Source organism: Amycolatopsis sp. CFH S0740 (assembly GCF_004522315.1).
GTDB classification, from domain to species: Bacteria; Actinomycetota; Actinomycetes; order Mycobacteriales; family Pseudonocardiaceae; genus Amycolatopsis; species Amycolatopsis nivea.
The window spans coordinates 138,218-158,847 of the sequence record NZ_SDLS01000004.1; the positions used below are offsets into that span (position 1 = coordinate 138,218).

Here is a 20,630-nt window from a genome sequence, read left to right on the forward strand (position 1 = left end):
CCTTGCCGACCAGCGGCTGATCACCCACCCGCGGCGCACGGCGTCGCCGGGTACGAGCTGCCGCTGCAATACAGCGGCGCACGGCGTCGCCGGGTACGAGCTGCCGCTGCAATACAGCGCCGTACGGGCCGCCGGGCACGGGCTGCCGCTGCAATACAAGACCGCCCACCCGCGCCGTACCGGGCGCTGGGTACGAGCTGCTGCCGCAGCACAAGACTGCCGCCCGTGCCGCAGACCTGCCGCGACCAGGCGAAACGGCGGAGCCCAACGGGGTCGCCCGCGCGCTGGACAAGAGCGTGCAGGTCCGGCAAGCCCAGCCCGACCGTCCTCGCCAACGCCTGCGAGCCGTCAGTCCATGCGCAGGTCAAGATCGTCGCGACCTGCGAACCGGCCGACTCGGCGTCCGCGGGCGGCACGGCACTCCGTCCACAAGGGAGCACCCGCCGACCTCGCCACGCCCTCCGCGGAGCCGGTCGTCGCCCCACGAGCGGACCCGCGCCATTGCGCATTTATGATTGTTTTGCCATCATGCAGATCAATATCACGCAGAGGTGAGGTGGCGCGGTGGTGAACCCCGGGGTGCTGCGGGTCGGTGTGGTCGGCGTCGGCCTGCGGGCCGGGATCGCCCGGCACGTGGCGGAATCCGGCGTCGCGGCGGAACTGGCGGCGGCTTCGGATCCCGACGAGCGCGGCCGGGCGCGAGCGCGCGAAATGTTCGGCGGCATCGAGATCGTGCCGGGACACCGGGAACTCGCGAATCTGGTCGACGCCGCGATCGTGACCTCGCCGGACTGGACGCACGCCGAGATCGCCGTCGACCTGCTCCGCGCCGGAGTGGCGGTGTACCTCGAAAAGCCGCTGGCCACAACGCTTCCCGACGCGGACGCGGTCCTCGCCGCCGCACAGGAGACCGGCACTCCGCTCTACATTGGACACAACTTCCGGCACTCCGCCGTCGTCCGCACGCTCCGCGACGTCGTGACGCGCGGCGAGATCGGCGAAGTGAAAGCCGTCTGGTGTCGTCACTTCGTCGGCAACGGCGGCGACTATTACTTCAAGGACTGGCACGCCGACCGCAGCCGCGTAAACTCCTTGCTGCTGCAGAAAGCCAGCCACGACCTCGACGTCATCCACTACCTCGCCGGAGGCTTCACCCGCCGCGTCACCGCGATGGGCGACCTGACCGTCTACGGTGGCATCACCGACCGCAGCGGCCAGGGCGACCGCCTCGCCGACGACTGGTTTTCCTTCGACAACTGGCCTCCCGCCGCACAAACCGGCCTCAACCCGGTCGTCGATGTCGAAGACCTCTCGATGGTCCACATGCGACTCGACAACGGGGTCCTCGCCAGCTACGAACAATGCCATTTCACGCCCGACTACTGGCGCAACTACACCGTGATCGGCACCGAAGGCCGCGCGGAGAACTTCGGCGACACCGGCGGCGGCGTGGTGAAGGTGTGGAACCGCCGCCGCGGATGGGCGCTGGACGGAGACCGCGAGTACCCGATCGACGGTGTCGCATCAGGACACCAGGACGCGGATCTCCTTGCCATGACCGAATTCCTGCGTTACGTGGTGCACGGCGACCCGCCGGAACTGTCCCCGATCGCCGCCCGCGAAGCCGTCGCGGCGGGCGCGCTCGCCACGCAATCCCTGCGTTCCGGCTCCGTGCCGGTCGACGTCCCTCCCCTGCCCGAAAAACTGACCGCCTTTTTCTCCCCGCCGGAAGGAACCCGCAGATGACCCCGCCCTCCCGCCGTCCCCGCCGCTAGCGCAAGGGAAGGAAACCACTCCCATGCGCGTGCGAACCCTGACCCGGCGCGGTTTTCTCCGCGGCGCGGCGGCGATGGCCCTGGTGCCCGCCGCCGCGGCGTGCGCCGAGGCCCCCGCCGCCACGTCCGGACCGGTCACCGTCGAAATGTGGCACGGCCAGAGCGACACCGGTCTCAAAGTCCTCAAGCAGCTCGTCGCCGCGTTCCAGCGCGAGCACCCCGACATCCGCATCGACCTCGGCGGCGGCGTGCTGGCCGACGCCATGCTGCAGAAGGTGACCGCGGCGCTCGCGTCCGGTTCCTACCCGGACATCGCGTACATCTTCGGCTCCGACCTTGCCAGCATCGCCCGCAGCCCGCGCGTCGCCGACATGGGCGACGTCGTCAACGACGGCACCCAGTTCTGGAAGCCGGCGCTCGAAGCAGTCACGGTGAACGAGCGCGTCCGCGCGGTGCCCGCGATGCTCGACTCGCTGGCCGTCGCCTGCAACAAGAAACTGTTCCAGCAGCACGGCGTCCCGCTGCCGGACGAATCCTGGCGCTGGCCGGATTTCGTGACCACCGCGAAGAAACTGACCAACCGCGACCAGGGCCAGTTCGGCACGGCCTGGCCCGGCGCGGGCGACGAGGACACCGTCTGGCGGCTGTGGCCGATGATCTGGGACCTCGGCGGCACCATCGTCGGCCAGGACGGCCGCAGCATCGGCTTCGCCGACAGCGGCGTGCGAGCGCTCGAAGCGATCCGGAACCTGGCCGCCGACCGCAGTGTCTACATCGACCCGAAACCCGGCTCCGAGCAGATGTACCAGGCCTTCGCCTCGGGCCGGATCGCGATGGTGCCGACCGGCCCGTGGCAGCTGCCCGACATCGCCGACGCGGGAATCGACTACCAGATCGTCCCGCTGCCGACGTTCACCGGAAAGCCGATCACCATCTCCGGACCCGACACCTGGACGGTCTTCGACAACGGCGACCGGCGGCTCGCCGCGGCCAAGACGTTCCTGCGCTGGCTGACCGCGCCCAAGCAGGACGTCGTCTGGGACGTCGGCGCCGGCAGCCTCCCGCTGAGCGCCGGATCGCAGCGGCTTCCGGAGTGGCAGCAGAAAACCCAGGACACCGCAGGGCTTTCCGTGTTCGTCAAGTCGCTCGACAACTCGCACGTCCGCGCGAACCACCCCGCCTACCCGCAGGTCTCGCAGGCCGTCGCCGCGGCGATCGTCTCGGTGCTGCTCGGGCGCGCGACCCCCGCCGACGCCATGCGCGACTGCGCTTCCGCGGCCAACGCCGCCCTCATCATCCCCCGATAGGACCCCGCCCATGTCCGTACATCCCGGCCCGATCACAGTCGCTCCGGCCGCCAAAACCCGCCGCCGCCGCGAAACCGCTGCCGCCTGGGCGTATCTGAGCCCGTCGGTCGTCGTCATCATCGGCCTCGGCCTGGTTCCCGTGGTGTGGTCGCTGATCCTGTCGTTCCAGGCCGACGACCTCGTCACCCCGTCCCGCTTCGTCGGCGTCGACAACTACGCGGCGCTCGCGCAGGACCCGCACTTCGGCCAAGCGGTCGGCAACACGCTGCTGTACACGGCGTTATACGTTCCGCTGAGCATCGTGCTCGGCCTCGCGCTGGCGCTCGCGCTGAACCGGCGGGTGCGCTTCATCGGCGCGTACCGGACGTTGATGTTCGTTCCGTTCGTGCTGTCGGCCACCGCACAAGGCGTGCTGTTCTCGTTCATCCTCGACCCGGAATTCGGCGTCGCCAACTCGCTGCTGCACCGGATCGGCCTGAGCCCGCAAGGGTTTCTCACCGACCCGTCGCAGGCGTTGCTGGTCCTCGTGGCCATCACGCTGTGGAGCGGCACCGGGTTCTGCATGGTGGTCTTCCTGGCCGCGCTCCAGGACGTCCCGCCGTCGCTGATCGAAGCCGCGCGGCTGGACGGCGCCGGCCCGTTCCGGATCCTCCGGCACGTCACCCTGCCCGCCGTGCTGCCGGTGACCACGTTCCTGACACTGTGGCAGCTGATCCAATCGCTCCAGGTGTTCGACCTGACGTACGTCACCACCAAGGGCGGACCGCTCGGCTCGACCACGGTGATCGTCTACTTCATCTGGCAGCAGGCCTTCCAGAACTTCACCGCCGGATACGGCGCCGCCGCGGCCTACGTGCTCGCCGTCGTGCTGCTGGCGCTCGGGCTGGGCGTCCGGTTGCTGCGCCGCGACAAGGAGGTCCGATGACCACGCGCGCCCACGTTGCCCCCGTTTCCGCATCCCAACTGCCCGGCGTGATCCGCGAACCCCGGCGCTGGCGGCTGCCATTCAGCCCGTGGCACCTCTTGCTGGCCCCGCTGGCGCTGGTGTTCGCCGCCCCGCTGGTGTGGCTGCTGCTCAGCTCGGTGATGAGCAACGCGGAGATCAACCGATTCCCGCCGTCGCTGTGGCCGTCCGGGATCGATTTCTCCGGCTACCGCTACGTGCTGGAGAACGCGCTGTTCGTGCGCTGGTTCACCAACTCGCTCATCGTGTCGGTGGTGACCGTGGCGGCCAACCTCGTCTTCGGCTCGCTCGGCGGCTACGCGTTCGCGCGCATGCGGTTCCGCGGTTCGAAGGTGATGCTCGGGCTGATGATGGCGACCATGGCGGTGCCGTTCCAGCTGACCATGATCCCGACGTTCCTGGTGATGAAGAAGCTCGGCCTCATCGACTCGCTCGGCGCGCTGATCGTCCCGTCGCTGGTCACGCCGTTCGCGGTGTTCCTGCTGCGGCAGTTCTTCCTGTCGCTGCCCCGCGAACTGGAGGAGGCGGCCTGGATCGACGGCTGCTCGCGGCTGCGGGTGCTGATCCGGATCGTGCTCCCGCTGTCCCGGCCCGCGCTGAGCACCGTCGCCGTGCTGACCTTCCTCAGCACCTGGAACGACCTGACCTGGCCGTTGATCGCGATCAACCACGACACCCAGTACACGCTCCAGCTCGGCCTGACCACCTTCCAGGGACAGCACCACACCAACTGGGCGGCGGTGATGGCCGGGAACGTCATCACCGTGCTGCCGGTGCTGCTGGCCTTCCTCGGCGCGCAGAAAACCTTCATCCAGTCCATCACCTCCAGCGGCCTCAAAGGCTGAACCGCACTCCTCCGGAGGAACCACGCATGCCGCACCGCTTCGACCTGCTCGTGCTCGGCGACGTCAACCCCGACGTCGTCCTCGGGCCGCTGACCGGGGACCTCGACTTCCGGCAACGGGAGAACCTCGTCGGCCACGGCTCGCTCACGCTCGGCGGGTCCGCCGCGATCACCGCCGCCGGGGCCGCCCGGCTGGGGCTGAAAACCGCCTTCGCCGGGCGGATCGGCGACGACGCCGCCGGTCGCTTCGTCCGCGACATCCTCGACGAACGCGGCGTCGACACCGAGGCCCTCACCGTGGATCCGTCATTGCCTACCCCGCTCACCGCGATCCTGACCCGCGACGACAGCCGGGCGATCGTCACCAGCTCCGGGGTGCTGGACGCGGTGTCGGCGGCGGACGTCCCCGCTGAGCTGCTCGCGAACGCGCGGCACGTCCACGCCTCGTCGTACTTCCTGATGCCCAAGCTGGCCGCCGGACTGCCGGAGCTGTTCCGCACCGCGCGGGCGCACGGCGCGACCACGTCGCTGGACACCAACGACGACCCGGCGCGGCAGTGGGATCCCAGCGGCATCAAGCTGGTACTTCAGGAGACCGACTTCCTCCTGCCCAACGCCGCCGAAGCACTCGAGCTGTCCGGACAATCCAGCCTGCTCGACGCCGTGGCGCACCTCGCCGCACAAGGGCCGACGGTCGTCGTCAAGAACGGCGCTGACGGCGCGATCGCCCACCACCGCGGCGAAACCGTCACGGTTCCCGCGTCCCCGATCACCCCGCTCGACACCGTCGGGGCCGGCGACAGCTTCAACGCCGCGTTCCTCGCCGCGATGCTGCGCGGGCTGCCGCTGTCCGACGCGCTGCGCGCCGGGGTGACCGGCGGCGGCCGTTCGACGCTCGCGCGCGGCGGGATCGACGGCCAACCGACTTGGCACGAGCTCCACCTCACCGAAAACACTGAAACGGAAAGTGCATGACCACCAAGATCACGTTCATCGGCGCCGGCAGCGTCGTGTTCACCCAGGGCCTGCTCGCGGACCTGTTCGCCTATCCCGAACTGGCCGAGGTGCACGTCGCGCTGCACGACATCGACCCGGAACGCCTGCGCGTCGCGCACGCGGCCGCCGGTCGCATCGCCGAAGCCCGCGGCGCCAAGCCCGTCCTCACCGCGCACCTCGACCGTCGCGAAGCCCTGGAGGGCGCGGACTTCGTCGTCAACATGGTCCAAATCGGAATGGGCGAAGCCACCCGCGTCGACTTCGACATTCCGGCGCGGTTCGGCGTGAAGCAAACCATCGGCGACACGCTCGGCGTCGGCGGGATTTTCCGGGCCCTGCGCACTTTCCCGTTCCTGCGCGAGCTCGGCGAGGACATCGCGCAGGTGTGCCCGCGGGCGTGGCTGCTGAACTACACGAACCCGATGGCGATGAACGTGCAGTACCTCTCCGAAACGCTCGGCCCGGACCGCGTGGTCGGCCTGTGCCATTCGGTGTACTGGACCGTGCACGACCTGGCCAAGCTGCTGGAAGTGCCGCTGTCCGAGGTCACCTACCACGCCGCGGGCATCAACCACCAGGCCTGGATCCTGCGTCTGGAGCATCAGGGCAACGATCTGTACCCGCGGCTCGCCGAACTCGCCGAAGACCCGCAGCTGCGGCGGCGCGTGCGGTTCGACATGTTCCGGCGGCTCGGCTACTACCCCACCGAAACCAGCGAGCACTCGTCCGAATACGTGCCCTGGTATCTGGGCCACGCCAGCGAAATCGAACGGCTGCGGCTGCCGATCGGCGCGTACCTGGACGTCGTGGCGGAGAACGAGGCTGAATACGAACACACTCGTCAAGCCATCGAACGCGACGAACCGCTCACCGTCGAGGGCACCAACGAATACGCGCCGCAAATCATCCACAGTGTCGTCACCGGGACGCCGCGGACCGTTTACGGCAACGTGCTCAACCGCGGGCTGATCCCGAATCTCCCCGCGACCGGAGCCGTCGAAGTGCCGTGTCTCGCCGACGCGACCGGCATCCGCCCCACCCGCGTCGACGCGCTTCCGCCGCAACTGGCGGCGCTCAACCGCACCTATCTGAGCACGACCGAACTCGTGGTGCGCGCCGCGGTCGAGGACGATCCCCGGCACATCCGCCACGCCGCGATGGCCGATCCCGCGACGGCGGCCGCGCTTCCGGTCGAACGGATCTGGGAACTGTGCGACGAAATGGTGCTCGCGCACGGCGACGCGCTCCAGCCCGGATTGCGGAAAACCCTGGGCAGCTAACGAGTCTTGACGGCGCGGCGCGGTGATCCGCTAAACTTCTGGTGCCTGCCGGACGGGCAGGCGCCAGAAGTACGCCCAGCCGGTAATGCGGAATGCCCCGCGAGCCCGGACCCAGTCGCCAGGATGTCTTCGAACCCTCCGAGGCGGGGCCGTACTCACCATCGCTGGAGTCACCAGATGCATTCGCTTCCTGGTCGGATTTCTCGGGGAACCGCGGCGGCCGCGCTGCTCGTCGGCAGTTCGGCGTGCGCGCTCGGGGCCGCCGGCCCGGCGGAGAGCGCGCCGCTCCCCGCGCCGCACAGCGTCACGCTGCCCGCCCCGCATGCCGGGTTCGACTATCAGATCGGCGGTCCGTACACCCCGCCGTCGGGCGTCCAGGTGGTCAGCCGCGACCACAGCGCCCCGGCCGCCGCCGGGGTGTACAACATCTGCTATGTCAACGCTTTCCAGGCCCAGCCCGGCGCCGAGGGCGAATGGGGCGACCTGGTCCTGCGCGACGGCAACGGCGACGTCGTCATGGATCCCGACTGGAACGAGGCGCTGCTCGACCTGCGCACCGCGGACAAGCGGAGCCGGATCGCGGACAAGGTCGGCGGGTGGATCGACGAGTGCGCCGGCAAGGGCTACCAGGCGATCGAGCCGGACAACTACGACAGCTTCACCCGGTCCCAGGGCCTGCTCAGCGCACGGAACGCGCAGGGCCTCGTGAAGCTGCTTTCTTCGCGCGCGCACGGGAAAGGCCTGGCGATCGCGCAGAAGAACACCTCGGAACTGTCCTCGTCGCGGGCGGACAACGGGCTGGACTTCGCCGTCGCCGAGGAATGCGGCGAGCAGGACAATTGCGCGGAATACACCCAGTATTTCGGCGACCACGTGATCGTCATCGAATACACCGAGGACGGTTTGCGCAACGCGTGCGCCACATGGGGCAGCAGCCTGAGCGTCGTCCGGCGCGACCGGGACGTCACGCCGAAGGGCGAATCCGGCTACGTCCGCGAAACCTGCTGAGACTTCCGTCATCCTGCCAGCGCCGCCGCGCGGATGCTGGCAGGGTGGCGGAATGGCCGACGAGTACCCGTTCGACAACGCGAGCGCCCCGGCGAGCGACCGGATGTCCGCGCTGGAAGCCAGCTACGACCGGACGACGTTCGAGCACCTGGGGAAACTCGGCGTCGGCGCGGGATGGTCCTGCTGGGAAATCGGCGCGGGCGGCGGGTCGGTCGCCCGGTGGCTGGCCGGGCAGGTCGGTCCGGACGGGCACGTGCTGGCCACCGACCTCGACACCCGGCTGCTCGCCGACCTGCCCGCCAACGCTGAGGCGGTGCGCCACGACGTCCGCGCGGAGCCGGTCCCGGACCGGAAATTCGACCTGATCCACGCGCGCCTGGTGCTGATCCACTTCCCGGAGCGGGACGAGCTGGTCGCGAAACTCGCCGGCGCACTCGCCCCCGGCGGCTGGCTGGTCCTCGAAGAAATCGAACCGCGCGGGCAAACCGTGCTCGCGACGCCCGATGAGACCAGCGCGACAGTTTTCCGTTCCGTGCAAGGCCGGATCCTCGACCTGCTCGAACGAGCGGGCAGCGACGTCAAGTGGGCCGGACAACTGCCGGAGGTGCTCGCCGGGGCTGGGCTGCGCGAGGTCGGCAGCGCGCGGATCACGACGCGGTGGCCGGGCGGCGGACCGGAAATCCGGTTGCTGGCGGCGAATTCGGTGGAGCTGGCCGAAAAGCTGGCCGCGGACGGCGTGCCGCCGGAGGACATCGAGCAGTTCCGCCGGGTGCTCGCCGATCCGCGGTTCACCGTGTCGTCCTATCCCCTCGTGTCGGGGTGGGGGCGCCGTTAACGACGGCGGGAGATCGCCACGCCGGCCAGGCAGAGCACGCCGCCGACGAGTCCGTACGCGGTCGGGGTTTCGGCGAGCAGCAGCCAGGACAGCAGCACGGCCACCGCAGGCACGGCGTAGGTCACCATCGTCAGCCGACCCGCGTCCGTGCGGCGCAGCGCGTACGCCCACGCGGTGAAGCCGACCGCGGTCGGGAAGACTCCCAAGTAGGCGCTGCCGAGCACCGCGCCGGCCGATGCCACCTGCAGTTCGCTGACCAACTGCGGTGCCCACGGCAGCAGAACCACGGTGCCGACGACGCAGCCGAGCCAGATCGCGGTCAGCCCGTCGACGTGGCGCAACGTGATCTTCTGGACCATGACTCCGGCGGCGTAGAGCACGGCGGCCAGCAAGCACAGCAGCACGCCGGCCCAGTCGTTGCTGCCGGTGGCTCCGGTCGCGATCAGCGCGGCCCCGCCCAGCGCGACCAGCGAGCCGATGACGAGCGAGCGCGAGAAGCCTTCGCCGAGGAACTTCCCCGCCGCGACGGCGACCATCAGCGGTGCCAGGTTCACCAGCAGCGCCGCGGTCCCGGCGTCGACGTGCCGCTCCCCCGCGTTGAGGACGACGGTGTACGCGGCCAGCCACAGCACGGCGTAGGCCGCGACCAGCAGGAACGCCTTGCGCGACAGCCGGACGCGAACCGCGCCCTTGGCCACGGCGAACCCGGTCAGGGTGACGGCTGCGACGGCGAGCCGCAGCAACGCCAGCGGGGCCGGGGACAGCGCGTGCCCAACGCTGCGGATAGCGACGAACGACGAAGCCCACAGCACGACGGCGAGCCCGGCGGCGGCCGCGATCTTGCCGAGGTCGGTCTTGCCGGCGGGCGGGACGGTTTCCACGAGATCGGTCACCTGGCCATCGTCGCCTCGGTCGGCTGTACAGCACAAGCGATGAGTTCTGTACCTCCGTTAAGGAGTGCTGTACATTCGCCGCATGCTGGACATTCCCCGGCTCCGCGTGCTGCGCGCAGTCGTCGCGTCAGGATCGATCCGCGCGAGCGCCGCCGCGCTCGGCTACACGCCGTCCGCGGTGAGCCAGCAAATCACCACGCTGCAACGGGAGACCGGGCTGCAGCTGTTCGAACGGTCCGGCCGCGGCATCGAGCCCACCGAGGCCGGGCGCACCCTCGCCGCGGAGGCCGAGACGCTGTTCGAGGCGTTCAGCCGGGTCGAGCAGGTGGTGAGCGAACTGCGCGCCGGACGCGTCGGCCGCCTGTCGATCGGCTACTTCGGCTCGGCAGGCTCGACCTGGCTGGCCCCGACCGTCGCCGCGCTGCGCACCGAATTCCCCGGCCTGCGGCTGGACCTGATGCTGACCGAGTTCACCCCGGGCGACCCGGACATCGACATCTTCGTGGAGGAAACCGGGGCCGAACATCCCGGGTCGGTCGTCGTGCACCGGCTGGCCGAGGACCCGTACCTGGCGGTCGTCCGCAGGGACGACCCGCTCGCCGGACTGCCGGAGGTACCGCTGGCCGCGCTCGCCGAACGGCATTGGGTCGACAACGACCTGCGCGAAGGCCCGTGCCGGCAGGTGCTGCTCAACGCCTGCACGCAAGCCGGGTTCTCGCCGAGTTTCGTCGTCGAGACGCACGACTACCGCACCGCGATGTCTTTCGTGGCAACGGGAATCGGGCTGACGGTGGTGCCGGAGCTCGGCATCGGCGAGCTGCCGGACGGGCTCACCACCGTGGCGCTTGCTTCTCCCGCACCGGTGCGGCATCTCAGCCTGGCGGTGAAGAAGCCGATCGCGGAGCACCCGGCTGCGCGGCGGGCGGTGGAGTTGCTGGAAAGCCTGGTGTGTTCGGGGAAGGCGCTGGCCGGGTAGGGAGCTTGGGCGAGGCGCGGCCGGGAAAGCCGTGAGGGTTCCCCTCACGGACGGCCGACCCGCGAGCCCGGGATCGCCGACGTTTCGCCCGCACGGCCAGGAACGCGGGCCGGAAACGCCGTGAAGGACTCCTTGGGGGAATCTGATTCCCTCAAGGAGTCCTTCACGGCACGGCGACCGGGGCGAGAATCGCGCGGCTCCCCCTTCTCTGGTAACGAATGCGACACATTCCCGACGCGAATGCGCCGCCGCCACCCCGAATGGACCAATCCGCACCGGGTTCGCGCCGGACGACGGGCGGAAGCCGGGTCACCGGAACGGGTTGATGGCCTTCCGCCAATTTCACCGGCTCTTTCCGCGCCGACCTGGGCGAGTCGCCGGGAAACGTCTTCGTTACACCCCGATCGGGTAGGGATGACTCACGCGCAGTCCCGGTTTTCGCGGCCCGAACCCGCGTCCGTCACCCTGACGAGGAGCCTCGAACCCCCGGGTTGGCGGATTGGCCGGGGCACCCCCCTCGTGCGGGAATGGTGTCACCGTCCGACATCGAAGTCGCCCGGTTTTCCTCAGGAAAAGGGAAGGGCTCGTTTTCATGGACGTCCGGTACGAGGCTTTCTGCTTCGCCGATCCGCTGTTCTTCGACGAACCGCGGGAATCCCCGGGCGCGGCAGGCGACCTGGCCGCGGAGCTGCCGCTGCCGGGGCCCGGGTGGACGGACGAGACGCACGGGATCTGGCGGTCGCTGCGCCCGGCCGGGCGGAAACTTCCCGCCCAGGGCTGGAAAATCCACGTCTCCGCAGGTCTGGACAACGCGGCCGGCGTACTGTCCCGGGTGCACCGGTACTGCGTGGAGCATCAGGTCGCGTACAAGCATCTGCGCTCCCGGGCGACCCTGCTCAGCCGCAATTCGAAATACGCGCCCCGCGAAGGAAGCGGCAAGCTGATCACGATTTACCCGCACTCCGAAGAGGCGCTCGCGACGATACTGTCCGACCTTTCCGCCGAGCTGGAAGGCGAGCACGGTGCGTATATTCTGAGCGATCTGCGCTACCGCGAAGGTCCGCTTTACGTCCGATACGGCGGATTCGCCGAACAGTGGACCGAACACGCCGGAACGCGGGTGCTGGCAATCCGCCGTCCGGATGGCACGCTCGTGCCCGACCGGCGGGAACCGTCCTTTTCCGTGCCGGAATGGGCGCCGATTCCGTCCTGTTTGTCCGACAGCCTGGCCGCGCGCAAGAGCGGAGCCGAATTCCCGTACCGGGTGACCGGTTCCCTGCACTTTTCCAACGGCGGCGGCGTTTATCTGGCCGAACGAGGGGTCGACCGGAAGACCGTCGTGCTGAAGGAGGCCCGGCCGCACGCCGGGCTGGACCGGGACGGCGCCGACGCGGTCGCCCGGCTGAACCACGAGCGCGAGGTGCTCGAACGGCTGGCGGACGTCCCGGGCGTCCCGCGCGTGTACGAGCAGTTCACCGTGTGGGAGCACCATTACCTGGCGATGGAGCACCTGCCCGGCAGCACGCTGAGCAGCTGGCTCGCCCGGCACTACCCGCTCACCAGCGGCACCCGGGCCGAAGGCGGTCTCGAGTCCTTCCGCGATCGCGCGCTGGCGGTGCTCGCCCAGGTCGAACGGATCGTCGCGGACATCCACCGGCACGGGATCGTGTTCGGCGACCTGCACGGCAAGAACATTCTGGTGGACGAGCAGGACCGGGTGTCGCTGATCGACTTCGAGCTGGCCGTCGACGCCGATTCCGGCGACCGTCCGGGGCTGGGCGCGCCCGGCTTCCGCGCGCCGGCCGACCGGCACGGTTTCGAGATCGACGAGCACGCACTGGCCGCGCTGCGGCTGTGGCTCTTCCTTCCGCTGGTGATGCTGCTGGAACTCGCGCCGGGCAAACTGCGCGGGCTCGCCGACTTCGCCCAGCAGCGGTTCGACCTGCCGGACGGGTACGCCGACCGCGTGGTCTCCGTGCTCGCCCCGCGCACCGACCGGCCCGCGACCCACACCGCGCTGGACGAGCCGCGGCCGGACTGGTCGCTGGTCCGCAAGCAGATCGCGGAAGCCATCCTCGCGAGTGCCACGCCAGAGCGGACCGACCGGCTGTTCCCCGGCGACATCGAACAGTTCCGCTCCGGCGGTGCGGGGTTCGGCGTCGGCGCCGCGGGCGTGCTGCACTCGCTGCACGTCGCCGGAGCAGGCCGTTTTCCGGAGTACGAACAGTGGCTGCTGGCGGCCGCCCGGCGGCAACCGCCTTCGCGGCCCGGATTCTTCGACGGCAGCCACGGCATCGCGTACGTCCTCGAGGAATTCGGCTACCCGGCAGAAGCCGACGAGCTGCTCGCCGCGTCGCAGTCGCTGGTCAACCAGACCACCGACCACGGCCTGGAAAGCGGGCTCGCCGGAATCGGCCTCACCCGCCTGCACTTCGCGACGACCCGCGGCGACAACGAATTCGGCCGTCAGGCGCTGGACATCGCCCTCAAGCTCGCGACCGCGTTCGAGACCGCCGATCCGCCCGGCCGCTTCGCCAGGGCCGGACTGCTCAGCGGCTGGTCCGGGCCCGCGCTGCTGTTCCTGCGCCTGTACGAGCACACCGGCGAACCGTCCTGGCTCACGCTCGCCGACCGCGTGCTGGCCCGCGACCTGGAGGAATGCACTGCCGCGTCCGACGGATCGCTGCAGGTCCGCGACGGCACCCTGCGCCTGCTCCCCTACGCCGCGATCGGCAGCGCCGGAATCCTGCTGGTCGCCGAACAGGTCGCCCGGAACCTGCCGGACTCGGCCGCCGCCCAGAGCCTGCCCGGGCTGCGGGCCGCGTGCCGCGGGGAGTTCGTGATCCACCCCGGCCTGCTCTACGGCCGATGCGGGCTCGCCGCCGCGCTGTCCTTCGCCGACGAGCCGGACCGCGAAGCCATCGACCTGCACCTGGCGCGGCTGTCGTGGCACGGCGTCCCGTACCACGGCGGGCTGGCCTTCCCCGGCAACCAGCTGCTTCGCCTGTCGACCGACGTCAGCACCGGCAGCGCGGGGGTCCTCCGCACGCTCGCCGCACTACTGGACGGCGCGGAACTGCTGCCCTTCCTGGGCTCCGCACCGTCCCCGCACACCTCCGGCCGATGAGCGCCGGCGGACCCCGAGAGAAGGGAACACCCATGGAACACGTCCTGGAGCTGCAGGCGTTGGAGGCCCCCGAAGCCCTCGAAGGCCAGGGACTGGACCACCACGGCCACAGCCACTACAGCGCATGGTGCGGCGAGAGCACGCTCAGCCTGCTTCTCTGCTACTGACCGCGCGGGCAGGGCGGGAACGGCGCAGGACAAGTGCGCCGTTCCCGCCCCGTTCATTCTGCACTGACTGCTTGTCGTGGTCGCGGCGAGGCAGTTGCCGGGGATCGACGGGCGCGGCCAGGCAACTACCGAGGGTCGACGGGCGCGGCCAGGCAACTACCGGGAACCGACGGACGCGGCAAGGCAACTGCCCGGAATCGACGGTCGCGGCAAGGCAGCCGCCGGGAAACGGCGGACGCGGCGAGGCAGCTGCCCGGAGTCGGCCGGCGCAGCGAGGCTTCCGGTGCGTTCGGTTGTCGTCCAGTCCTCGCCTTCCGCCGACGCCACGCTCGCTGTCTGCGCCGACGCCGCCAGCCGACCTCAACTCGCCGACCACCACGCGAAGGGAGCGACATGGCCGGAGCCGCCGATCGCCTCCTGACCTCGGTCGCCCGCCTGGACCGTCCCCGGCTCGCCGCGCTGATCGTGGCGTCGCTGATCTCCGCCGGCGCCGGACTGCTGCTGCCCGGCGCCCTCGCCGCCGCCACCGACGCGGTGCTCAGCGGCCGAAGCAGTATCGGCGCGGTGGTGTGGCTGCTCGCCGTAGGCGCGGCGGAGATCGCCGCGGACGCCGTCATCGTGGTCCTTCCCGCCCGCCTGACCAGCAACGCAAGCGCTTGGCTACGCCGCCGGGTAACCGACCGCGTGCTCGCCTTAGGCACCGGTTCACCGTTCGCCCCGGGCGACGCGGTCAGCCGGGTGAGCGGCGATTGCGCCGCCGCCGGAGGCATCGCCGCGGTCGTGGTGCAACTGGCCGCGACCGGGCTCATGTCCTCCGGCGCGATAGTCCTGCTCGCCCTTTTGGACTGGCGGCTCGCGCTGGTCTTCCTCGGCAGCCTGCCCTTCGCCTTGCTGCTGGCGCGATCGCACCTGCGCGGAACGGCGAAGGATGTGCTTGCCTACCAACGGGTTTCCGGAGAACTGTCCGCCCGGCTGCTCGACGCCGTCGCCGGCCTGCGGACGATCGCCGCGTCCGGCACCGCCGACGCCGAAGCCGCCCGGGTGCTGCGTCCCCTGCCGCGGCTGAACCTCGCCGGCCAGGGCATGTGGCGCACCCAAGCGCGGATGGTGTGGCGAGCCGGTCTCCTGCTCCCCACGGTGGAAATCGTCACCCTCGCCGCCGCCGGTTTCGGTGTCCTGGACGGACGCCTGAGCGCCGGAGACGTCCTCGCCGCCCTCGGCTACGTCGCGCTCGGACTCGGTCTGGTCACGCAAGTCCCGTTGCTCACCACCCTTTCCCGGATCCGCTCGGCCGCGCTCCGGATCACCGAAGTCCTCGACACCGAACCCCCGCCGCGCGGCGCTCTCGGACTGCTGCCCGGAAACGGCACCCTGGAACTCCGCAGCGCCACCGTGCACGGCGCACTAGCCGACGTCGACCTCACCATCCCTGGTGGTTGTTTCGCCGCTATAGTAGGAAGTTCCGGCTCGGGAAAGTCCACTGTGGTCTCCCTGCTGGCCGGTCTTCGCCGCCCCGACGCCGGACAGGTGCTGCTAGACGGCCGCGACCTCGCCGTACTGCGTCCAGAGGAGCTTCGAGCCGTCGTCGGGTACGCCGCCGCCGAACCCGCGCTGCTCGGCACCACTGTCGCCGATGCTGTCGCTTATGGCTCGTGGGCGAGCGTCCCGGCGGTCGACGCGGCTTGCCGGACTGCCCGCATTCACGACATCCTCGTGCGCTTGCCGCACGGTTACGAGACTCCGCTAGCCGAAACTCCACTGTCCGGCGGGGAAAGCGCCCGGGTGGGCCTCGCGCGGGCGCTCGCGCGGAACCCGCGGGTGCTCCTGCTCGACGACGCCACCGCCAGCCTGGACACGATCACCGAACGCGCCGTGACGGCGGAACTGGGCCGCCGGACGAGGGTAGTTGTGACACACCGGGCCGCGATGGCCGCACGGGCAGATGTGGTGATATGGCTGGCGGCTGGGCAAGTCCGGGCGGTTGGGCCGCACGCGCGGTTGTGGCAGATGCCGGGGTACCGCGCGGTGTTCACGGAGGAGACGTGAGCGGGGCGCGGTGGCGGAGAGCTCTCGCCGGACCGCGCGCCAGGGCGGGTTCGTGCCGTCGCCTCGGGGCGCAGCCGACACAACATGCGCCCGGCGCGACCGCGAACGGCGGACCGCAGCACACCGCTCCCCCAGGATCATCCGCGCCCGCAACACTGACCGCGTCCACGCTGCTGCACCGCACTTCAGAAACGAACCCCGCGCAGCCAAGCCACGTTCGCAACCACACCGCGCCGCCGCAACACACACCGAAAACGAACCCCGCGCAACTACGCACCGACCTCACCGCCCAGCCACCCCACGCACGCCACCGCACCGCGCCCACCCCGCCGCACCACACCCCACAACCAACCCCCGCACCACCACGCACCAACCCCACCGCGCAACCAACCCTCGTGCGCAACCACACCGTCCACATGGAGCGGCCATGAGTGTCGGCCGCCTCTACTGGAACGCCCTCGCCGGGCAATGGCGCGGCGGGCTGGTTCTCCTGGCTTGCTCCGTCCTCGAAGGACTGCCCGCGTTCTTCTCCGGGCGGCTCGTCGAACTGGCCGTCAACAGCGGGTTCGCGGCAGGCAAACCCGGGGTCGGCCTCGGGTGGCTCGGGGTGTTCGGGCTGGCCGCGCTCGGGGGCGCGTTCGGGTCGCGGCTGGTGTGGCGGCAGCTGGGCAAGGTCGTCGAGCCGTTGCGGGACGCGCTGGTGACTGCCGTCGTGCGCGGGGTGCTGCACGATCCCGCGCCGCCGCGGAGCGGGCCGGACGCGCGCGGCGTCGCGCGGATCACCCAGCATGTCGAGGTCGTGCGCGACGCTACCGGCGGGCTCCTCGTCCAGGCCCGCGGCATGCTCGTCACCACGGCGGCGGCGGTGGCCGGGCTGGTGACCGTCGCGGGGTCGCTGGCGTTGCCGGTCGTGGTCCCGGTGGTGCTCGCGCTGGCCGGGTTCGCCGCGCTGCTGCCCTCGCTCGCCCGGCGGCAACGCGCGCTCACTCTGGCGGACGAAGGCACGGCCGCCGCCACGGGCTCGATCTTCGCCGGGATGCGCGACGTCGTCGCTTGCGGAGCCGAACCGGTCGCCGCGCTGACGGCCGACGACGCGGTGGACCGGCAAGCCGCGGCTGCGGTGCGGGTCGCCAGGTCGGCAGCGCTGCGCTCGGTGATCGTGGCGCTCGGCGGGTTTGTCCCGCTGGTGCTGGCGCTCGCCCTCGCGCCGGCGATGGTCGCCCGCGGCGAGCTGACCGCGGGGGCCGCGCTGGGGGCGCTCGTCTACCTCGCCACGACCTTGCAACCCGCGCTGCGCGGGCTCGCCGCCACCGCGTCGACGGTCGTCCTCCGGTTGCTCGTCGCACTGCGCCGGCTCGCCGAAACCACCGCACCGCCCGAAAGCCGCCCGGCGACCGAAAGCCCCGCCGGACTCGGGCTCGCCGTGCGCGACCTGACGTTCCGCTGGGGCGCGGCGCCGGAACCGGTCGTCCGCGGCCTGAACCTCGACCTGCGCCCCGGCGAACACCTGGCGGTCGTCGGCCCGAGCGGCATCGGGAAATCGACCCTCGCCGCGCTGCTCACCGGCCTGCTGACCCCGCAGCACGGCGAAGTCCGGCTGGGCGGCGTGCGCGCCAGCGAACTGGCCGACCGCCCTCGGCATCTCGTGCTGGTCCCGCAGCAGGCCTACCTTTTCGCCGGAACCCTGCGCGAAAACCTGTCCCTGTTCCACCCCGAAGCCTCCGACCGCCGCCTGATCGCAGCCGCGGAAGCCGTCGGCGCCGCCCCGCTGCTGGCCCGCCTAGGCGGCCTGGACGCCGAACTCGGCCCCGGCGCGGAGGGCATTTCCGCCGGGGAGGCCCAACTCCTCGGACTGGCGAGGGCCTATGCCGCGCCTGCCGGAGTCGTCGTCCTGGACGAGGCAACGTCCACTTTGGACCCGGCAGCGGAGGTCCACGCGGAACGCGCCTTCGCCGCCCGGGGAAGCACCCTGATCGTGATCGCGCACCGGCTGTCGTCGGCAGTCCGGGCACATCGCGTGTTGCTGATGGACGGACAGGAAACGGTGCTGGGCCGGCACGACGAGTTGCTGGCCGCATCGCCGCGGTATGCCGAGATGATGCGGGCTTGGCTGCCGGAGCGATCGCGCCTTGAAGCCAGCTGACCGGCAGGGGCCTCGTCGTGCGCACGCGCCGTCGGACGGGAACGGCTGGAGCAGATTCCCCCGCGATCGGAGCACTCCCGTCACGTCGCCTGTTTGCCCGGATCCGCGCTGATCTGCTGTCCGCCCGGATCCGAGGCAGCCTTCCGGCGGTGCGGCTCAGACCTTGCGCGGCACCGAGGCGATGAGGATCCTGTTGGTGCCGTGGCCGAGGTAGATGTCCACCTTGCTGAACCCGCCGGACGGCCCGGGTTCGGTCCAGCCGAACTTCCGGTAGTCGTTCAGCGCGGACCGCGTCTGGACGTCCAGCAGCGTGCCCGCCTGACGGAACTCGAAGGTCACCGTGGTGCTCGCGGACCCGGCGTCGTCGCGGACGTAGCCGCTGACGCCGACTGAGCGGTTGTACCAGGTCAGCGTTCCCCCAGCGGCCCCGCCGCTGATGTGGTCGCCGAAGTCGGACGTCGGGTAGTCGGCCGCGCTCGCGGCTCCCGCTCCCCCGAGCACGGCGACCGCGGACACGGCGAGGCTGACGGCGATGCGTTTCATGATGGTCCCCCAGAGATGGTCGATGCTGGGCGGAATCGTACTGGGCCGCGGCCTGCGAGGCGGGATTATGCGTGAATTCGCGGGCCTTGCCGGGAAGGCGTCTCGGACCGCTCGTTGACAACCGGAGACAGTCTCCATATCTTCGGAAAGTGGAGATTGTCTCCAGTTTCAGGATTCCCGTGAGGTGCGGCTGTGAAGATCTTGATGTTCGGACGCGGCGTGATCGCGACGATGTACGGCTGGGCCTTGGAACAGGCGGGGCACGACGTCGAGTTCTATGTCCGTCCGGGGCGCGCGGCGGAGTACGGGGAGTCGATCAGCCTCGATGTTCGGGATCTGCGGGCGCGGCGGCGGCGGGGTGTCCGGACGTGGCCGGTGCGGTATCGCGAGGTGCTGGAGCCGGGTCATGAGTTCGATCTGATTGTGGTGAGCGTCCAGCACTATCGGCTCGCGGAGGCGACGGCCTTTCTGGCGCCGCGGGTCGGGAAGGCGACGGTGCTGGTTTTCGGCAACATCTGGTCCGAGCCGCTGGCCGCGATCGGCGATCTTCCCGTCGAGCAGGTCGCGTGGGGGTTTCCGCAGGGCGGCGGCGGTTTCGGCGAGGACGGGGTGCTGCGCGGGATGCTGTTGCCGCTCGCCGTGTTCGGGACGCTCGGCGAGCCTCCGACCGAACGCGAACGGGTGGTTCGGGAGGCGTTTCGCGACGCTGGGTTCCGGATCCGCGAGCGACCTGACTTTCGCGGCTGGCTCTGGGTGCACTTCGTCTCGGACGCGGGTTTGCACTCGCAGGGCGTGCGGCTCGGCTCGTTGAGTTCGCTGGCCGGGTCACAGGGCGATCTGCGCGAGGCGTTGCTGGCCGGGCGCGAGCTTGTGCCGCTTCTCGAAGCCCGCGGCATCGACGTGCGGCGGCATCGGGGCGCGTTGCTGCTGTTCCGGGCACCGACCTGGCTGACGGTCCCCGTGCTCGGGTGGATGCTGGCCCACTTTCCCGCAGCGCGGCTGAGTTTCGAGGCGCACTCCGATCCCGACGCCCGCGAGCCGCGCGAGATCTGCCGCGACGTACTGGCCCACGCCCGGCGGCTGGGGGTGACGGTGCCGCGGCTGGAGGCGGCGGAACCGTACTTCGGTCTGGAAAGGACAGAGTGAGCCCCGGCTTTCTCGAAGTGTTGCCAGAAACCGTTTCGGTGGGATCGGCCTCTGGACGCCAGCGAGTGGCGCGGCTGATCGCCTCGCCGGGTGCCGACGGTTCGCGCGAGCCTCTCACCGCAATCACACCGCACGCTCGCGCTGACCCGGTTGTTGCCGGGCCGCGCGGCGAGCGCGCTGCCGAATGCGCACGACGCCTCGCGTTCGGCCGCCGAAACCGCGGATTGGCCGCCCATTCCGGCTGCCCGTGCGTCTCGGACAGCCGGACGAACAACGCGTCGTCGGCGCAGCTGACCATCAACGAGCCATCCGAGGCCGCGAACCCGCGGCGCGAAAGGATCCGACGAACACGTTGCCACGCAAAGGATTCTCGACCATTCCGACGTGCCCAAGCACCTCGCACAGCCGGACGAACAACGCATCGTCGGTGCAGCTGACGATCAACAAGCCGCCCGAGGCCGCGAACCCGCGGCGCGAAAGGATCCGACGAACACGTTGCCAGGCAAAGAGTTCTCGGCCGTTCCGGCGTGCGTGAGCCGTCGCCACGATCCGGCGACCTCTCCCGCCGGTTTCCCCAGGC

The 20,630-nt window shown here is 70.5% G+C and carries 16 protein-coding genes; 14 read left to right on the forward strand and 2 right to left on the reverse strand.

Features of this window, described 5'->3' with window-relative positions:
- Window positions 1-564: 564 nt before the first annotated feature.
- The 8 genes from EIZ45_RS09330 to EIZ45_RS09365 all read left to right on the forward strand — a co-directional run bounded on the left by EIZ45_RS09330 (window position 565) and on the right by EIZ45_RS09365 (window position 9,009).
- Window positions 565-1,746: a Gfo/Idh/MocA family protein gene (locus EIZ45_RS09330; protein WP_134662262.1), complete on the forward strand. Its 1,182-nt coding sequence runs from the start codon at window positions 565-567 to the stop codon at window positions 1,744-1,746.
- A gap of 52 nt (window positions 1,747-1,798) precedes the next feature.
- Window positions 1,799-3,082: an ABC transporter substrate-binding protein gene (locus tag EIZ45_RS09335; RefSeq protein WP_134662263.1), complete on the forward strand. Its 1,284-nt coding sequence runs from the start codon at window positions 1,799-1,801 to the stop codon at window positions 3,080-3,082.
- 10 nt (window positions 3,083-3,092) lie between these two features.
- Window positions 3,093-4,007 carry a carbohydrate ABC transporter permease gene (locus tag EIZ45_RS09340; protein ID WP_043829941.1) on the forward strand — a complete coding sequence of 305 codons (915 nt, stop codon included), beginning with the start codon at window positions 3,093-3,095 and terminating at the stop codon, window positions 4,005-4,007.
- Window positions 4,004-4,891, forward strand: a complete 888-nt coding sequence (locus EIZ45_RS09345) for a carbohydrate ABC transporter permease (protein ID WP_043829943.1) — start codon at window positions 4,004-4,006, stop codon at window positions 4,889-4,891. Before EIZ45_RS09340 ends, EIZ45_RS09345 begins: the two co-directional genes overlap by 4 nt.
- A 26-nt stretch (window positions 4,892-4,917) precedes the next feature.
- On the forward strand, window positions 4,918-5,865 hold the full coding sequence (locus EIZ45_RS09350; protein ID WP_043829945.1) for a carbohydrate kinase family protein: 948 nt from the start codon (window positions 4,918-4,920) through the stop codon (window positions 5,863-5,865).
- Window positions 5,862-7,166: an alpha-glucosidase/alpha-galactosidase gene (locus EIZ45_RS09355; RefSeq protein WP_043829946.1), complete on the forward strand. Its 1,305-nt coding sequence runs from the start codon at window positions 5,862-5,864 to the stop codon at window positions 7,164-7,166. Before EIZ45_RS09350 ends, EIZ45_RS09355 begins: the two co-directional genes overlap by 4 nt.
- Window positions 7,167-7,343: 177 nt before the next feature.
- Complete coding sequence (locus tag EIZ45_RS09360; protein ID WP_051171902.1) at window positions 7,344-8,174, forward strand: endo alpha-1,4 polygalactosaminidase; 831 nt, start codon at window positions 7,344-7,346, stop codon at window positions 8,172-8,174.
- A 52-nt stretch (window positions 8,175-8,226) separates the two neighbouring features.
- Window positions 8,227-9,009 carry a class I SAM-dependent methyltransferase gene (locus EIZ45_RS09365; protein WP_134662265.1) on the forward strand — a complete coding sequence of 261 codons (783 nt, stop codon included), beginning with the start codon at window positions 8,227-8,229 and terminating at the stop codon, window positions 9,007-9,009.
- On the opposite strand, the gene EIZ45_RS09370 is transcribed toward EIZ45_RS09365, so the two are convergent.
- Window positions 9,006-9,902 carry a DMT family transporter gene (locus EIZ45_RS09370; protein WP_134662266.1) on the reverse strand — a complete coding sequence of 299 codons (897 nt, stop codon included), beginning with the start codon at window positions 9,900-9,902 and terminating at the stop codon, window positions 9,006-9,008. The genes EIZ45_RS09365 and EIZ45_RS09370 overlap by 4 nt on opposite strands.
- An 82-nt stretch (window positions 9,903-9,984) precedes the next feature.
- On the opposite strand from EIZ45_RS09370, the gene EIZ45_RS09375 reads away from it, so the two are divergent.
- The 5 genes from EIZ45_RS09375 (at window position 9,985) to EIZ45_RS09395 (ending at window position 18,361) form a co-directional block, all read left to right on the forward strand.
- Window positions 9,985-10,878 (forward strand): LysR family transcriptional regulator, encoded by an 894-nt coding sequence (locus EIZ45_RS09375; RefSeq protein ID WP_037813014.1) that lies wholly within the window; start codon window positions 9,985-9,987, stop codon window positions 10,876-10,878.
- Window positions 10,879-11,470: 592 nt separating this feature from the next.
- On the forward strand, window positions 11,471-14,005 hold the full coding sequence (gene lanKC / locus EIZ45_RS09380; protein WP_134662267.1) for a class III lanthionine synthetase LanKC: 2,535 nt from the start codon (window positions 11,471-11,473) through the stop codon (window positions 14,003-14,005).
- A gap of 32 nt (window positions 14,006-14,037) precedes the next feature.
- Complete coding sequence (locus tag EIZ45_RS09385; RefSeq protein ID WP_158691391.1) at window positions 14,038-14,172, forward strand: class III lanthipeptide; 135 nt, start codon at window positions 14,038-14,040, stop codon at window positions 14,170-14,172.
- A gap of 393 nt (window positions 14,173-14,565) precedes the next feature.
- Entirely contained in the window at window positions 14,566-16,218 is a 1,653-nt protein-coding gene (locus tag EIZ45_RS09390; protein ID WP_134662268.1) for an ABC transporter ATP-binding protein, read from the forward strand.
- 427 nt (window positions 16,219-16,645) lie between these two features.
- Window positions 16,646-18,361, forward strand: coding sequence for an ABC transporter ATP-binding protein (locus EIZ45_RS09395; RefSeq protein ID WP_134662269.1), 1,716 nt, complete (start codon window positions 16,646-16,648; stop codon window positions 18,359-18,361).
- 156 nt (window positions 18,362-18,517) lie between these two features.
- On the opposite strand, the gene EIZ45_RS09400 is transcribed toward EIZ45_RS09395, so the two are convergent.
- Complete coding sequence (locus EIZ45_RS09400) at window positions 18,518-18,904, reverse strand: hypothetical protein (protein WP_134662270.1); 387 nt, start codon at window positions 18,902-18,904, stop codon at window positions 18,518-18,520.
- Between the two features lie 192 nt (window positions 18,905-19,096).
- Between EIZ45_RS09400 and EIZ45_RS09405 the strand changes: the two genes are divergently transcribed.
- Window positions 19,097-20,050 (forward strand): ketopantoate reductase family protein, encoded by a 954-nt coding sequence (locus tag EIZ45_RS09405; protein WP_134662271.1) that lies wholly within the window; start codon window positions 19,097-19,099, stop codon window positions 20,048-20,050.
- The last annotated feature ends 580 nt before the right edge of the window (window positions 20,051-20,630 follow it).

Coding starts and splice junctions, on each gene's coding strand:
- EIZ45_RS09355 (WP_043829946.1), top strand. CDS start 5,862: ATGACCACCAAGATCACGTTCATCGGCGCCGGCAGCGTCGTGTTCACC.
- EIZ45_RS09365 (WP_134662265.1), top strand. CDS start 8,227: ATGGCCGACGAGTACCCGTTCGACAACGCGAGCGCCCCGGCGAGCGAC.
- EIZ45_RS09375 (WP_037813014.1), top strand. CDS start 9,985: ATGCTGGACATTCCCCGGCTCCGCGTGCTGCGCGCAGTCGTCGCGTCA.
- EIZ45_RS09345 (WP_043829943.1), top strand. CDS start 4,004: ATGACCACGCGCGCCCACGTTGCCCCCGTTTCCGCATCCCAACTGCCC.
- EIZ45_RS09400 (WP_134662270.1), bottom strand. CDS start 18,904: ATGAAACGCATCGCCGTCAGCCTCGCCGTGTCCGCGGTCGCCGTGCTC.
- EIZ45_RS09385 (WP_158691391.1), top strand. CDS start 14,038: ATGGAACACGTCCTGGAGCTGCAGGCGTTGGAGGCCCCCGAAGCCCTC.
- EIZ45_RS09335 (WP_134662263.1), top strand. CDS start 1,799: ATGCGCGTGCGAACCCTGACCCGGCGCGGTTTTCTCCGCGGCGCGGCG.
- EIZ45_RS09350 (WP_043829945.1), top strand. CDS start 4,918: ATGCCGCACCGCTTCGACCTGCTCGTGCTCGGCGACGTCAACCCCGAC.
- EIZ45_RS09395 (WP_134662269.1), top strand. CDS start 16,646: ATGAGTGTCGGCCGCCTCTACTGGAACGCCCTCGCCGGGCAATGGCGC.
- EIZ45_RS09390 (WP_134662268.1), top strand. CDS start 14,566: ATGGCCGGAGCCGCCGATCGCCTCCTGACCTCGGTCGCCCGCCTGGAC.
- lanKC (WP_134662267.1), top strand. CDS start 11,471: ATGGACGTCCGGTACGAGGCTTTCTGCTTCGCCGATCCGCTGTTCTTC.
- EIZ45_RS09360 (WP_051171902.1), top strand. CDS start 7,344: ATGCATTCGCTTCCTGGTCGGATTTCTCGGGGAACCGCGGCGGCCGCG.
- EIZ45_RS09340 (WP_043829941.1), top strand. CDS start 3,093: ATGTCCGTACATCCCGGCCCGATCACAGTCGCTCCGGCCGCCAAAACC.